Origin of the sequence: Stieleria neptunia (genome assembly GCF_007754155.1) — a bacterium.
In the GTDB taxonomy this organism is placed as follows: Bacteria; Planctomycetota; Planctomycetia; order Pirellulales; family Pirellulaceae; genus Stieleria; species Stieleria neptunia.
In genome coordinates this window covers 10,619,856-10,635,233 of record NZ_CP037423.1, presented here as the reverse complement: position 1 = coordinate 10,635,233, position 15,378 = coordinate 10,619,856, and the positions used below count along the sequence as shown (strand labels likewise).

Here is a 15,378-nt window from a genome sequence, read left to right as displayed (position 1 = left end):
CTCGGTGAATGGACGCGACCGAGGCTCCAGTCTAACAAGCGGATAAGACGCGTTGATGTGACAGCCTACCCGAAAAATAAGTTGTGGCAGACGACGAGTTGGCGGTCGGGTCGTTGTCGAAGTCACCCTCCCAGAAAAGGGTTTTCGTCACTCTTCCACAGGGCATCGGTATCTACACAAGTCAGCCCTCATTCTCTCCTGGCTCCCCTCTCCCCCAATCAAGCCGTGCTTGCCAATTCAACACGGTCGACATGCCAGTTATCGATGCGATGCATCAAACTCTCAATCTCTAAGACGGCTTGATTGGGGGAGAGGGGCTGGGGGTGAGGGGGAACCGCAGTGACAAAACGGCGGACCAGGAATCGAAATCCTGAAGCAATTGAGTTAGCGCGCAATCAACGCGCAATAGCAAATGAGTTCGCGAATGATGTTTGGCAGTTTGTTCGAGATCGTCGTTGTTGTGATGAGAAGTTCCGACGCGTGTACGTGATTGAACCTTATCTCGTTGACTGTTGCTGCACTGGCTTGAAATCGAATCGTGACAGCGATTATTGAGACTCGCGGCTCATGAGGCCCCCTCACCCCCAGCCCCTCTCCCCCGAAAACTGACTCGCTTAGGCTCGTCAGTTTTCGGGGGAGAGGGGAGCCAGAGGAAAGCAAGTGATCAGCGACTTGTGTAGCTACCGATGGCCAGAGGGAGAGTGGCGATTTTTAAGGCGTTCAGAACCGAACGACCGCGCCGTGCGAGGGGAGCCCGTGGGCACAAACGCAATTTAGCCCAATGACACAATCTTCTCGCTGTTCTACGATAGGGCTCTTCAAATTCTTCCCGCACAACGAAGAACCCCTCTCCGATGAGCATCGCGTCCACCAAGCCCTCATTGAGCGAAATGCAAACCAATGGCTCTGCCGCCACCCGTATCCTGAACTTTGCGGATGGATTTTCCAAACGGCACATCGGTCCGTCCCAAGCGGACCTGGAAACCATGCTCGCAACGGTCGGATTTGAGTCGCTCGAGGGGCTCTCCGATGCGACGGTTCCGGCCGACATTCGGCTCGAAGGCGAACTGGATATCCCCGAACCGCGTGGTGAACGGGAATTTCTTTCGGCACTGAAAACGATCGCCGGAAAAAATAAAGTTCATCGATCCTGTATCGGTATGGGCTACACCGACACCGTGACCCCGCCGGTGATCTTGCGCAACGTGCTGGAGAACCCGGGCTGGTACACCCAGTACACCCCTTACCAGGCGGAGATCGCACAGGGGCGGTTGGAGGCGTTGTTGAATTTCCAAACGATGATCGCCGACCTGACCGGTTTGCCGCTTGCGGGCGCGAGCCTGTTGGACGAGGCGACCGCGGCGGCCGAAGCGATGACGATGTGCTACTCCATCGCGTCGCACAAGAAAAGCGGATTCTGGGCCAGTGAGGATTGCCATCCCCAAACGCTGGCGCTGCTGAAAACGCGTGCCGAGGGTCTGGGGATCGACCTGAAAATCGGCCCGATCGACGCGATCGATTTCGACTACGGCGATGGCGGGCTGTGTGGCTTGTTGGTCCAGTATCCGACGACGGAGGGGCGCATCGAGGATTATCGTGACGTGGCCGCCAACGCCAAGCAGTCGGGCTGCATGACCGTCGCGGCGGCCGACATCCTGGGTTTGACACTGCTGACGCCGCCGGGTGAGTGGGGCGCCGACATCTGCGTCGGCAGCGCCCAGCGTTTCGGGGTGCCGATGGGCTTGGGCGGTCCGCACGCGGCCTACATTTCGACGCACGAAAAACACGCCCGCAAGCTGCCCGGACGGATCATCGGAATTTCCAAGGACGTGCACGGCGATCGGGCGCTGCGGATGGCCATCCAAACCCGCGAACAGCACATTCGTCGCGACAAGGCGACCAGCAACATCTGCACCGCGCAAGCCTTGCTGGCGATCATCAGTTCGTTCTACGGCGTCTACCACGGCCCCGAAGGACTCGCCGCGATCGGCCGCCGCACCCAAGCCTACACCGCCGCTTTGGCCAAGGGCTTGGCGCGGCTGGGACACGAGACGCTCGGTGAGGGACCGATCTTTGACACCATCCGGATCCGACTGGGCAAGGGCCGCACCCACGCGGCGCGTCAGGTCGCCGATGCGGCCCGCGAACGTCTGATCAATCTGCGTGAATACGACGACGGAACCCTGGGCGTGACGCTCGATGAAACCGCCGATCGCGGCTTGGTCGCCGACCTGTTGGCCGCCTTCAACTTCGGCCATTACACCGGTTTCGACGTCGATGAATTGGTCAACGAAGCCGCCGAGGATGGAACGCTGGACCTGGGGGCGTTCAGCCGCACGTCGCCCTTCATGACGCACGAAGTGTTTCACAGCTATCGCAGCGAAACCGAATTGCTGCGTTACATCTTCAAACTGATGGGCCGTGACCTGTCGCTGGCCAACAGCATGATTCCGCTGGGGTCGTGCACGATGAAGCTCAATGGGACTAGCGAGATGATTCCGGTGACGTGGCCGGAATTTGCAAACATCCATCCCTTCGCCCCCGACGTCCAGTGGCGCGGCTACACGCACATGTTCCGCGAATTGGAACGCTGGCTGTGCGAAGTCACCGGGTTCGCCGCGGTCAGCTTGCAGCCCAACGCCGGATCGCAGGGTGAATACGCCGGCTTGCTGGTGATTCGAGCCTACCATGAACAGATGGCAAAATCCGAGGGCCGCGAAAATGTGCGCAACGTTTGCTTGATTCCGACGTCGGCCCACGGAACCAACCCGGCTTCGGCCGTGATGGCCGGGATGAAGGTCGTGGCGATCAAGTGTGACGATCGAGGGGACATCGACATGGACGACTTGCGTGCCAAAGCGGAGAAACACGCCGATCAGCTGTCCGCGTTGATGATCACCTATCCGTCCACGCACGGTGTCTTTGAACCGACGATCCGCGAAGTGTGTGACGTGATTCACCAGCACGGCGGCCAGGTCTACATGGACGGTGCGAACATGAACGCACAGGTCGGTTTGACCAGTCCGGGAATTTGCGGCGCCGACGTCTGCCACTTGAATCTGCACAAAACGTTCTGCATCCCGCACGGCGGCGGCGGCCCGGGCATGGGCCCGATCGGCGTCGCCAAACAGTTGGTGCCGTTCTTGCCCGGACACCCGGTCGAACGCCCCGACTCCGCCGGCGAGTTTGCGATCGGTCCGGTCGCCGGAGCCCCCTACGGCAGCCCCAGCATTCTGACGATCAGTTATGTCTACATCGCCTTGATGGGCGCGGCGGGTTTGAAGAAAGCCACGCAAGTCGCGATTCTGAATGCCAACTACATGGCGAAACGACTCGGCGAGCACTTCGATGTTCTCTACACCGACGCAAACGGTTACGTCGCGCATGAATTCATCATCGATTGCCGCAGCTTTGAAAAATCCGCCGGCATCAAGACCGATGACATCGCCAAGCGATTGATGGACTACGGATTCCACGCACCGACGATGTCCTGGCCCGTGGCGGGAACGTTGATGATCGAGCCGACCGAGAGCGAATCCAAGGACGAACTGGACCGTTTCTGTGACGCCTTGATCGCGATTCGCAAAGAGATCCAGGCGATCGAAGACGGCGAGATGGATCGCGAAGACAACCCGCTCCGCAACTCGCCCCACACGATGCAAGAAATCGGCGGTGACGACTGGTCGCACCCCTACTCCCGCGAGCAAGCGGCGTGGCCGACGGCCTGGTTGCGCGATGCCAAGTTCTGGCCGACCGTCGGTCGGATCGACAATACCTACGGCGATCGCAACCTGGTCTGCGCCTGCGTGCCGATGAGCGATTATGAGTGAATAGGCTTGTCGATTTTGTGAGCCGCGACGCGTCAGCGGCCGGGCACTGCGGCGCCCGCCCGAGGCCTGACGGCCAGCGGCTCACCATTGACTCAACCAATCCCATTCCATCGACGGTCAGCCGTCGGATGCGCCGTCAGCCGGCATGGTCACGGCCGACTCGTCGGGGCTGGGCGACGATTCTTCCTCGAGCATCTTTTGCAGCATCGGCATGACGACCGATTGATAGACGCCGCGGGCCATCGGATAACGGTTCATCAATTCGAAGGTGTCGTACAATGGTTCGCCGCCGGCCGCATCGGTGGGCACGCGCATTTCTCGGCCTTGGGCGTCCACCATCACGGTTTCATAACGCCAGTCTCCCGATTCGTCTTGGGTTCGAATCACGTCGGAAAGCTGTGCGGTCTTGGTGTCGAATGTTCCTTCGGCGGGCGGTGTTTTGTCGGCGTATTGATCGACGTCCAGCCCGAGTGACTGGGCGATCGTGGCGGAGACCTGTTGGACCGATTGCTCACTGGCGACCGACTCGAGCCGTTTGAGGTTCTTTTCCAGTTCCGTCAGCTTTCGCTCGTCGGAAAGTGATTCGGTCGCTTGAATTTGTGAATCGATCGAGCGTTCGATCTCTTGGGGGGAAACCTCCGCCGGCGCTTGGGCGACGTTGTCGAGTTCTGCGGGGACCGCGGGCGATGGTTGGTCGGCAGGCTGGCTGGGTGTCGATTCGCCGGGCGGGGACGCATCGGATGCTGTCTCGGAGGTCCCGTCGCCGGCATCGCCGGCGCTGGCGGCACGGGGACCGGATGCGGCTTGCGGTCGGGGCACATACCAAACCAGCAACACGACCAGCAGGATGGCGTGAACGGCGAGTGAGATTCCGATTGCGATTTGTTTGCGAGTCATGATCAGGGGGAAAGCCTTTCGACGATCCACGCGGACGCTTGTTTGCGATAACAGAGTCGATCGTGCAGCCGGCTCTCGCGGCCTTGCCAGAATTCGATGCGGTTGGGGCTGACACCGTATCCGCCCCAGTCGTCCGGGCAAGGGATTTCTTTATCGGCGTATTGTTTCTTCAGCTCATCTAAACGCTTTTCTAACACATCGCGCGAATCAATCACGGACGATTGCTGGCTGACGACGGCGCCCAGTTGGCTGTCGTGGGGCCGCTTTCGAAAGTAGCCGACCGATTGATCCCGTGGGGCCTTGGTCGCGGTGCCTTCGATCCGAACCTGCCGTTGAACGTGTTGCCACAAAAAGCAGAGCGAAACGTTGGGGTTCGATTCGATCTGTTGTGCCTTCTGCGATCGGTAATTGGTGTAGAACCAAAACTTGCCGTCGTCGAGCCCTTTGAGCAGCACGACCCGGCTGGTCACACGGCCGTGGCCATCACTGGTCGACAGCGTCATCGCATTGGCCTCCACCCAGTCCGGCAAATTCCCTTGCATCGCTTCGTTGAGCCAGGTGCGGAACTGAACCATCGGATCGCCGGCGATGTCTTTCTCCAGTAGGCTGCCAAGCTTGTAGCTTTGACGCATTTCGTAAAGGCTCATGGTGGGATTTTCCCTCGGTGTTCGGTTGGCACGCCCGGTGCATTCTAGAAGTCGGCCAAATGGCGAGCTGCCAAAATGGCAGTTTGTTTGTCTTGTTTTAAGGTGAAGTCATGCAGGAATTGAATCCTCCCCAACCATCGGAAACCATGATTGGAAAGTTGCTCGTTGCATCGACGTCTGTTCAGGACCCGGTGTTGAGCCGATCCGTTTCGCTTGTCGTGCATCAAGATAGCGAGAACGTCTTTGCCGTGCTGCTGAACCGACCGATGACGCCACCGCCGGGGCTGATGCAGTTGCTCGGATCGGCGTCGGGGGAGACATCGCAGGCGGGGCGTGGCCAGTCCGATCGGTTGGGCGGCAAGGGGGGCGCAGGCACCTCCCTGTCGGGGTCGGCGTCGTTTCCGACGAATCTGCCGGGGACGGAACCGGGTCTGAGCGCCATGGACGCTGCCGCCAGCGATCCCCAAGCGGGCGGAAACAAGCACGCGTTGGCAGCCCAGGCGGCCGCCGAGGCCTCCAAATCGCTCGGCATGATTCATTTCGGCGGTCCGCTTTCGGGCCCCGTCGTGGCGGTCCACACGTCCAGCGAGCATGCCGAGGCCGAGGCGGGCAAGGGGATTTACGTGGCCGCCCAGCGGGACATGCTGGAGACCCTGGTCAGGCAAAAGCCGGGACCGTATCGCTTGATCGTCGGACACCTGGGTTGGTCGATCGACCAGTTGCGTGCCGAACGGGAGGCGGGGTTTTGGCACATGATGGACGCGACCGATCAGGACGTGTTTGCCGGGGATCACGAGCTGTGGCCGATGGTGATTCGCCGGGCGACGACGCGTTCGGTTGCGGATTGGTTGGGGATCCAGGACACCCCGTTTGCGGCCGAGGTCAATTAGTCGGCGGGGGCGAATCCGCGTTGGCGGATTTCATCTATCGCGGATCCACTTTCTTGTTACCTTTGGATAAGTGTCCCGCACTGTCCCGTCCCGTTCTGTCCCGTCCCGTTCGCGTCCCCTTGCTGTGTCCCACGATAAGCCCCAACCGCCCGAAGACGAACGTCCGAAAAAATTCCGCATCACCCGCAAGCGGCTCGGCACGATCCGTTTCATCGACCCCAACGGTGACTACGGTTTCATCGACGCCGAAGACTTTCGGGACGACGTTTTCTTTCATCACACCGTCTGGCAGTTCGGTGGGGCCTCATCGGGGGCACCGCTTCAATTGCCGCAAAACAACTCCGATCAGCCCCGGAAACTCGATCCCGAAGAATTAGTCACCAAGTTCGTCGAGTTTGAGATCGATGATGAGATGTTTGAAACCGAGCAGCGGCTGCGTGCCAAGCTGGTGCGGCTGACCCGGCGTCCGATGGGAAAGAAACTTTCCGGCCGCGATGCGACATTCAAGATTGTCACGCATCACCCCAAGGCGCGGCGGAAGCGTCCCGACTGGCGGGGTTGAATCGACTGTTGTCGGGCATGCTGTGCATGCCAGCGGTCACGCACAGCGTGACCTACGTGTCGACGCCCTAGGCCTCGCCCTCTTCTTCCGGGTCGTCGGGCAGTTTACCGCCATTGTCTTTGGCGCGCTGCACGTCGGTTTCCAGATCGCGGATGACGGTCGGGTTGATCTGTTTGCCCAGCATCTCTCGCGTCTCTTTGAACATGATGTCGACTTTGCGACGCTGGTTGGGATTGCGTGTCCCGATCTCCTTCAAGAACATCCCCTGCTTCCTTCCCATGTCATCGGCCAACTGTTCGTTGGTGGGTTGATCACGGAGTGCATTGAGCAGTTCTTCGGCTTCGGTCATCTGCCCTTTCTTCAGTCGCATGCGGATCCGTGCGGCGAGCAGTTGACGAATCGCGACGAGGTCGATGATTGCGTTTTGCACGCCGCGAATGTACGCCTCGGCTTGCAGTCGCATGTCATCACCGGTCAGGTCGGCGACTTCTTTGGGCGTCAGCCCCGGCACCATCGGCAAACGGGCGAGCACGGCGCCGCCGTTTTTGACGTACAGCAAACGCAGCGGGTGATCGGATTTTTCGATCGCCAAACGGCCGTTCCAGTCCGTCCGCCCGACGAAGCTCATCGATTTGCTTTTCAGTTCGCGTTCGTAGAGTTCGTAGCCGATCAGGGGCAGATCTTCGCGGCCTTTGACGTGCAGCCGCAGCAGTGTTTCGTCGCGTTGCGGTTTCAGCAGCATGCCCATTTTGAAGGTGCGTTGATTCTTTCGGCCTTGCAGACCGCCGGCCATTCCGGAGTAGTAGTCCATGTTGACGTTGGGACCTTCGCGTTCGGTCGCGATCAGGTAGGCCCATTCGATGCGACCGACGGCGATCGGTTTCCCGTTGCGGTCGTTCTTTCGAATCATCGGCTGCAGGGCGCTGCCCACCGTCACGTTCGCCGGTGACTCGGGGTCCAGGATCAGATTTCCGGCGCGGATCATTCCTGTCGCCGTCTTTTGTCCGGCATCATCGATCCGCACCATCGGTGAAAACGCCTGGGTGACGGTATGGCCGACGACGTTGGGCAGGTCGACGGCCGAGAGGAAGGGCGATTCAACGACGGCGCCGAACGACCGCATCAGTGTTTCCATCTCCGACACCGCGACGGTGGATCCGTTGGCGTCCTGCCGGATTCGGACGACGAAGACTTTGTCGAACTGTTCGACGGTCGAAGCGACCAGCCCGGTCACGGGCAGGGGAATGATCTTGGCGCCGGGTTTGGCAAACGTCGCGGCTTGCCCGCGGGTGACGAGCAGGGCTTCGGTGGACGGGGCGTTCCAGGTTTCCGCCAACGCGATCGCGTCACCGTCGAACGGTTTCAGTTTTGCGGCGGTTCCGGCCATCGACGGATCGCCGTGTTCACTGGCGCGACGCAGGACGTTGGCTTGCATGCCTGGGGTGACCGAGACCGAACTGACGTATTGCGGCAGGCTGCGGACCGACTGGATTCGAATCGCGTCCTCGTGATCGCGTTTGACCGCGATCACCGGATCCGACGCGGCGATTTGATCGTACGTCAGGTCGTCCATGGAACGAAACGACGCGGTGGCGACCGGCGGCGGGGCGTCGGCGATCGTGGTCCGCCACAGCGCATTGAAATCACGATCCAAATACGCCAGTACCGGTTCGCGAAGTGTGTCGGCGGTGAATCGGGGGTCGCGTGAGACGACCCAGATCAGGACCCGATAGGGAGAGTAATCCCAGGGCTCTTCGGCGCGGGGATCCGGCTGGGCGACCGGCGTGTCGTCTTCGGGTTCGCTCGTCGTTGCCTCGTCCGCATCGTTGCTGGCGTCGTTGCTGGTCTGTGCCGACAGCGAAGCGGCCGTCAGCCAGGACAACAGTGCCAGACAGGTGGTGGCGAAAATCAGTCGGGTCGGGGCGGTCGTGAAACGCTTCAAAATTCCAATCTCCAATTCCCGGCGTTCTGATAAAGCGAAACGATGTTGTTGCCCATGCCGATCAGATTGGTCCGGTAGGCAAAGGAATCGACCATCTGCCACAGCGGCAAGACCGGCAATTCGTGATGCGAAATCGAGTGCAAGACCAGCAAACGGTCGCGAACTTCTTTCCAATTACGAGCTTCTTCGAGACGGCGCAAGCCGAGGCCGATCAACTGGTCCTCGCTCCTGGCCAATCCGCGTGGCCCGAGCAAGCGACGCGCGTCGATGATCGGTTCCCAGATCGCGCAGGAAACGTAGACCAGGTCCGCCGTGTCGGGCTCGGGGTAGGTGCGTCCGACGGGAAGTTCGACCAATTCGATGTCCAGCCCGATCAATTCCCATTGGCTGCGAATCGCTTCACAGGCGACCCGTGACAGGTTGTCCGAGGGGAACGCCAGTCGTACGGTGCGGAGTTTCGGTTCGGGTTCGCCCTTCCGCTCGGCCTCGGCCGCTTTCAAGTTCTGGCTCAGCGAGACCAACAACTGGGCCAGGCTGGGCTCGAACCGTCGCGGCAAGATCGAGGTGTCATAGCCATAACCGAGCGGATCGTCTTGGCTGAGTCCGGCCGGAAAGGGGCCCGAGAGGACACGGCAGCCGAGCGATTCATGGTTCTCCAACAATTCGCCTTTCAAGATGTCTTCGCGGTTGATGCCGTAAAGCAGTGCGCGGCGAAAGTTCTTGTCCGCGACGAATTGGTGGTCCGAGCAGGGGACCAGCATGTGGATCGTGGGAAGCGGGTACTCCACGACTTTCACGTCGCGGCGTTCTTTCAGTTTGATCGCGTCGGCGGGGAACAGTTGATCCAGCACATCGATTTCGCCGCTGAGCAATTTGGACACCGAGTCGCTTCCGGTGTCGCATCGGATCTCGACGATTTCGCGTGGCTTGCCGCTATCACCGCTGGCCCGCCGCGCGTCCTCGGTCAGCTTGAACCGGGTTTGGTTGTCTTCGATCACGTCGATGAAATAGTCTCCCGTCGGTCCGTCTTTTTCACCCCCGAACCAACTGGCGTCGACGTTGATTTGAAGCAGGCAGGTGGGCAGCACGTGGGGGCGGCGGAGGACACATTCGATGCGTTGGGGGCCGTCGATGCCGATTCCGGTGACGGAGGCGGCCCAGGGCGAAAAATAGGTTTCCGATTCAGGCATCGCCCGCCGGGCCAGTTGATCGGCCAGGAAATCGACTTCGATGCGATTGAGCGGATTGGGCAGTTTTGCCGTGTCGATGGAGAGCTCCAGGACTTGGCGGTCGGGCGTCGTTTCGGCGGATCCGAAAATGAAATCGTATTCGCCGCCTTCGGGTGCGGCGCCTTGGATTTCGAACATCGTCCGGTACAGCAGTCGGCCGGCGCGTCGCGCGGCCCAGTTGTCCAGGCGCACGGGGTCGTACACCCGCGCCGCTTGCAGCACGCCGACGGAGACCAGCGGATAGGCCTCGTCGATCTTCCGAACCAATTCCCGACCGCCCTCGATGTCGGGTTTGAGATACAGACTTTCCCGCGCCAATTTTCGAGCCGACCGAAAGTCCTTTTGTTTGACCGCTTCGATCGCCTCGGTTTGTTTCTCCTGTGCCATCCGCAGGAATTCGCCTTCCCATTTCGAAATCGCCGGCAGATCAAATCGACCGTAGTCTTCTTCCAACCGAGCGAGCAGTTGTTGCGCGTTGTCCAGATCACCTTCGTCGACCAGCGATTGCATCAGCGTGCCGGTGGTCAAACTGATCGCCTTGAGCACCTGGGCTTGGTTGTATTGGGGATCATAACGAAACAATTCTTCCAGCATCGCCAAGGACTCGGCACGCTGGCTCCCCGAGGCGCGTTGAATCGCGTTCCGCCACAGGAACTCTGAACGCAGGGCTTTGAGACCGGGGCGTCGCGGGTAGTCGCGGATCAAGATCGAGAGGAACGGGTAGGCGCCGACGAAGTCTTCGTTGGCGATCCGTGACGCGGTTTCTCGCTCCAGTCGTTTTTCCCAGAAATCGATGCGTTCGACATCCGTCCACTTGGCGACAAATTCATCGAGTTCGAACCCCAGAATCGAAAACCGCAACGCGCCACGTCGCGTCGTCGGCATATCTCGGAACGGCAACAACTGGCACTTCACCCATCCGCCACCGGATTTCTCGGTGAAGTAGATGATGTCGTGCGGATCTTCTTGCAACAAACCCAGCCCGGAATCTTCCGGCTTTCCGGATTCGGCATAGGTCAGCAGCTGTGCCTGGGCGGGGCGGTTCGGTCCGAACGCGACCAGGCCGAACAGGGTCACCGCGAGGGCGCCCAGGGACCGCGGGAGAACGCGAAAGGTTGCTTGGAATTGGAACTTCATCGGCCACTCACCCCACTGGGAATCTTGACGACGTAGACGACACCCTCTTCGCCCGGCACCAGCAATCGATTTTGCAGGACCAGGGGAGTTGCCGAGAACGGTTCGCCGATCTCGGTCAGTCCGACCGGATCATTGGAGGCCGGATCGATCACGACGATCCAGCCGGAATCGGAAACGATGATCAGGTTGCCCTCGTGGACCACGACGTCTCCGACCGGCAAACCGCGCGGGACGGGGACGGCGAAGGTGGTTTGGCCGTCGGTCGTGATCCCTCGCAGGACTTGATCATCGGTCAACACGACCGCCTGGTCGCCGGCCGTCGCCGGTCCCCAGATCACCCGACCGTCCATCTGGGTCTGGAATTTGTCTTTCAGCGTCACCAGATCTCGACCGATGACCAAATCCGCCGCCGGTCCGCTGGTCGCGGCCATCATCGTCGTGCCGACGCCCGCGATGGTACCCAGCGTCGGCGAGGGCAGTTTGGTTTCGGCCAACGGTGTCGTCCGGGGGCCGACCCGCAATCGGTACAGACCGCTGCGGCTGTCGGCGACGACCACCTGGCCCGGGTCATCGGGAAGCGGCACGGCGTTGGACCAGGCGATCTTTTCGACGGGGTTGGCGATCGGCTGGAAAGGGTTGCCCAGTTGCGATCCCGTCTGGTAATCCATCACGACCGCGCGGCCGTTGTCGAGCGTGAGGAACAATCCTCCGCCGGCGACCAGTCCGCGTCCGGAGGGTTTGCCCGAGAGCACGTTCAAGCTGACCAGCCGCAATTTTTCGGTCTTGCGAGTCGGGTCGTAGACGGCGACTTGCTGGCCGCCTTCGCCGCCGGCCTTGTTCAACAGCACCGCGCGTTTCTCGTCGATCTGCAGCGGATCTTCGAAACGCATGATCACGCCGACGCTGCCGCGGTTCTCGATCGGTGCCCGGGTGGCACCGGTTTCGATCGCCGATCGGTCCAGTTCGAACAGGGCCGCTTGGGTGGTCAAGGCGTGCACGCCCGCGTCGGCACGGCGGAGCATGGCGACGGGGGCGCCGATGTCGTTGCGCCACAGTTCTTCGCCCGTTTTGGGATCGACCGCGGAGACCCGGACGCCGGAGGTCCCACGCAGCTGTCGCGCGTGCACCAGTGCATCGCCGATCGCCAGCGGTTGTCCGACAAACATGTCGCCTTCGTGTTTAAACCAGTCCGGGACGACACGGGCGCGGTTGACCTGCAATTCGTAGCGTCCGATCCGCGAGCCGGTGGTCCACATTTGGCTGCGTCCGACGGCCATTTGTGTCAGCGTCGGTGTTCCGTAGGACGCCAGTTGTTTGGCGACGACGGAGACCTTGTCCGTTTCGCTGGTGACTTCGATGTCGAACACGGAGATTTCGCCCAGGTCGGTCAGTACCACCAGGCGGCGTTGCTGGGCCACGATCGGCGGCACGACGACGTTCCCGCTCATCCGCACCGGGTCCTGGACCTTGGTCACGTTGGCACCGTTTTCGTCCACGCCCAGGATGTGAACCAGGCAATACTCGGGGCCTTTGTTTTCGATCACAAACAGGTGTTCCAACAGCGGCGTGGGCGGCACCGCGATGGTGCCCGCTTTGTGCCCCACGTAATAGCTTTGCAGGCTGTCGCCGTTGTTGCTGTCCAGGACATACAGGTTGCTGTGATCGCCGGGGATGTAAGCGATCGCGGCGCGGTCATCGACCCCCGGTCCGACCTCCAGCGACTGGGGAATCTGTTGTGCCCATTTGGCGTCACCGGTCGTCGCGTCCAGTTCGATCAATCGTCCGGATTTGGTGGAGATGAAAATGTCGTTGTCGCTGACGACCGGTTGGTTGAACGGCTCGCCGATTTTGACCCGCCAATCGGCATCACCGCTGCGCCCGTCGCAGCGTTCCACCGACAGGTCGCTCGAACCGGTCAGCAAGACCGCGGTGCCGCCGTCCAAGCGGATCGGGCTGTGGGCCAGGGAGTTTCCGACGTAGCGCCGCCACAGCAACGTGCCGTCTTCGCCGTTGAAGGCCAGCACGCTGCCTTTGGTTCGAATGAAGATCACTTCGTTACGCAGATCGGGGACGCGATCCCCCGAGCGTGCCGTCAACACGATCGGGTTCAAATCGGTTTGCGTTTCGGCTTCGATCCGCTGGGGCAACGATGCAGTGGTTTCGACCAATTGTTGTTGGATCTCGCTGGCCTTGGCGATCAGCGTGGCCAGCCGTTCGTTGTCGCCGAGTTCGGGAAAGGAGCGGAGCAGTTCGTAGCGAACATCGTACGCCTCTTTGGTTTTCTTTTCGGCCAGCAAGGCGGTCATTTGATCGACCGCGGCATCGAGTTGTTCGTTGCGGTTGATTTCGCGTTCGACGCGGCCCCGCGCCTCCTCGATTTCTTTGAGTCGCCCCGAGAGCGTTGTCCGCATCGCGCCGGTCATGTATTGCGGATTGTTGGTCAACTCGATTTGTTCTTCCAGTTTGTTGAGCAGTTCTCGCTTGGCGGTGGTTTCCGATTTTTCGTTGGCTTCGTTGACGATGTTTTCGGCGATCTTGACCAGCAGCGCGGCCAGGTTGCCACGTTCTTCGTTGAGCCCCTCTTCGTCTTCAACCCCGGGCAGTTTTTGTTGTGCCAATTCCGTCGCATAGGTCGGATCGGTCATGCCTTCGGCCCGATACAATTCGGTCATGATCACGCGGGTCCGCGCCAGGGAACTGTGTTCGTTGGCGTTGCCGAACGAATCGAGAAACTCCAGGTACTTCTCTTGGGCCGGCGTGTAGTTTTGGTTGTCGTAGAGTTCGTTGGCGATCTGGATGCGTTCGTCCGCGTTGCCGCGGGACAGGATCCAATAGAGTCCGCCGCCGGAGAGGAGCAGGAATCCGATGATCCCCAAGAACCCATAGATCTTGAAGGAGTCCCATTGGTTTTCTTTTGGGGCGGGTTTGGCGCGTCGGGCGCGGGGGCGTTCGCGCTGGGGGGCTTCGGACAGCAGGTCGCTGTCGCCGTCGGCGACGGGAACGGCCTCCACGGGGACCGCTTCGGTTGCGGCCGAATCGAATTCGACGAACGGTTCGGGGGTCGCTTCGACCGGAATCGCTTCGACGGCTTGGACCTCGACCGCATCGTCCTCGTCGATCGCGACCAAGTCGTCTTCCACGACTTCCGCCGCGGCCATCGTTGCGTCGTCGGAGTATTCGCCGCTGCGGATTTCGCCGATCAACTTGGTCGCTTGGAAACGCGTCAGTTGTCCGTTGTCGACCAGCAGTTTTGCGACGGCTTCAGGGGTCACCCGTGCGCCGCCCTGGTCCAGTTGTTCGCGCAGCGCTTCGATGATCTCCTGGTCCAGCAGACCGCGTCGTTCCAGTTGATCGATCAGTTCGTTAGCAAGCATCGTGATAAAGAGAGTGGTTACGAGAAGTGGTTGACGAGCGATCCGCCGTACCGCCACGTGTTGTGTCCATGATGACCGAAACAGAGTGAAAGCGGCATTAATCAAATTCCTCGACTTGGGTGACCTGGGTTTCGGTGAACCCGGCGATGGTTCCGGCGTCCATCGCGTCGACCAGGTACTGCAGCTTGCACAGCTCGTGAACTTTGATGACCAACCTCGCCGGGTTGCCGGTTTCGTTGGCGCGTTTGAGGGTCGTGATCAGGTTTTGTTTGCCGGGGGTTTCCTCTTGCCAGTCCGTCGCCAGGACCAGGAAGGATCCGAATTCGTCGACTTGGACTTCGACCATCTCCAAGTCTTCCTCTTCCTCTTCGACGACCGTGGTGCTGGGGGCGTCGGTTTGTTGCCGCGGCATCTCGATCGATTTTTGCAGACTGAACGCCGCGGTCACCATGAAGAAGATCAACAGCAAGAACGTGACGTCGACCATCGGGGTCATGTCCAGCTCTTCTTCTTCCCGCTTGGTTTTTTGGAAGATCGGCTCGTCGTCGTCGTCGTCCAGGCCCGCGAAACTCGCTGCGGTGCCGGTGCCGGGGGACGGCGCCGGTGTTTTGGCTGGTGTTTTGGCTGGCGGCGGTGCGGTTGCCGCCGGAGTCGGAACGGCTTCGGCCGGCGTTACCTCGACCGTTGCGGGTTCAGCCTCCGCCCCAGCGGATGGGCCGGGCAGCGGTGGCGGACCGCCGCTCTCGTCCCATTCGGGGACGTGGACCGCTGTGTCGCACTGGGGGCAGCGGACACGACGACCGGCCAACGAATCGTTGACTTTGTTCGTGGCGCCACACTGGGGACAGGTAACTGGAATCGACATGCGTT

The 15,378-nt window shown here is 60.7% G+C and carries 10 protein-coding genes; 4 read left to right on the top strand and 6 right to left on the bottom strand.

What is annotated here, in order from left to right; all coding sequences use genetic code 11:
- The first annotated feature begins 339 nt into the window (after positions 1-339).
- A complete protein-coding gene (locus tag Enr13x_RS40005; RefSeq protein ID WP_145391816.1) occupies positions 340-555 on the top strand; it encodes a DUF559 domain-containing protein in 216 nt (71 codons plus the stop codon).
- Between the two features lie 299 nt (positions 556-854).
- Entirely contained in the window at positions 855-3,830 is a 2,976-nt protein-coding gene (gene gcvP, locus Enr13x_RS36365) for an aminomethyl-transferring glycine dehydrogenase (RefSeq protein ID WP_145391815.1), read from the top strand.
- Between the two features lie 117 nt (positions 3,831-3,947).
- Here gcvP and Enr13x_RS36360 read toward each other — a convergent pair whose 3' ends face one another.
- The gene (locus Enr13x_RS36360) at positions 3,948-4,727 is read right to left on the bottom strand and encodes a hypothetical protein (protein ID WP_145391814.1); all 780 of its coding nucleotides are present in this window, start codon (positions 4,725-4,727) and stop codon (positions 3,948-3,950) included.
- A 2-nt stretch (positions 4,728-4,729) separates the two neighbouring features.
- Positions 4,730-5,374, bottom strand: coding sequence for a pyridoxamine 5'-phosphate oxidase (gene pdxH, locus Enr13x_RS36355; protein ID WP_145391813.1), 645 nt, complete (start codon positions 5,372-5,374; stop codon positions 4,730-4,732).
- Between the two features lie 110 nt (positions 5,375-5,484).
- Here pdxH and Enr13x_RS36350 point away from each other — a divergent pair, with 110 nt between their 5' ends.
- Both Enr13x_RS36350 and Enr13x_RS36345 read left to right on the top strand, forming a co-directional pair.
- Positions 5,485-6,264 (top strand): YqgE/AlgH family protein, encoded by a 780-nt coding sequence (locus Enr13x_RS36350; protein ID WP_145391812.1) that lies wholly within the window; start codon positions 5,485-5,487, stop codon positions 6,262-6,264.
- A 124-nt stretch (positions 6,265-6,388) separates the two neighbouring features.
- Positions 6,389-6,826: a cold-shock protein gene (locus Enr13x_RS36345; protein WP_145391811.1), complete on the top strand. Its 438-nt coding sequence runs from the start codon at positions 6,389-6,391 to the stop codon at positions 6,824-6,826.
- A gap of 67 nt (positions 6,827-6,893) precedes the next feature.
- On the opposite strand, the gene Enr13x_RS36340 is transcribed toward Enr13x_RS36345, so the two are convergent.
- The 4 genes from Enr13x_RS36340 to Enr13x_RS36325 all read right to left on the bottom strand — a co-directional run bounded on the left by Enr13x_RS36340 (position 6,894) and on the right by Enr13x_RS36325 (position 15,373).
- Complete coding sequence (locus Enr13x_RS36340) at positions 6,894-8,768, bottom strand: hypothetical protein (RefSeq protein WP_231744002.1); 1,875 nt, start codon at positions 8,766-8,768, stop codon at positions 6,894-6,896.
- On the bottom strand, positions 8,765-11,134 hold the full coding sequence (locus Enr13x_RS36335; protein WP_145391810.1) for an ABC transporter substrate-binding protein: 2,370 nt from the start codon (positions 11,132-11,134) through the stop codon (positions 8,765-8,767). The genes Enr13x_RS36340 and Enr13x_RS36335 overlap by 4 nt, the downstream gene beginning before the upstream one ends.
- The gene (locus Enr13x_RS36330; RefSeq protein ID WP_145391809.1) at positions 11,131-14,508 is read right to left on the bottom strand and encodes an outer membrane protein assembly factor BamB family protein; all 3,378 of its coding nucleotides are present in this window, start codon (positions 14,506-14,508) and stop codon (positions 11,131-11,133) included. Before Enr13x_RS36330 ends, Enr13x_RS36335 begins: the two co-directional genes overlap by 4 nt.
- Positions 14,509-14,605: 97 nt before the next feature.
- Positions 14,606-15,373, bottom strand: coding sequence for a biopolymer transporter ExbD (locus tag Enr13x_RS36325; protein WP_145391808.1), 768 nt, complete (start codon positions 15,371-15,373; stop codon positions 14,606-14,608).
- Positions 15,374-15,378 lie beyond the last annotated feature (5 nt).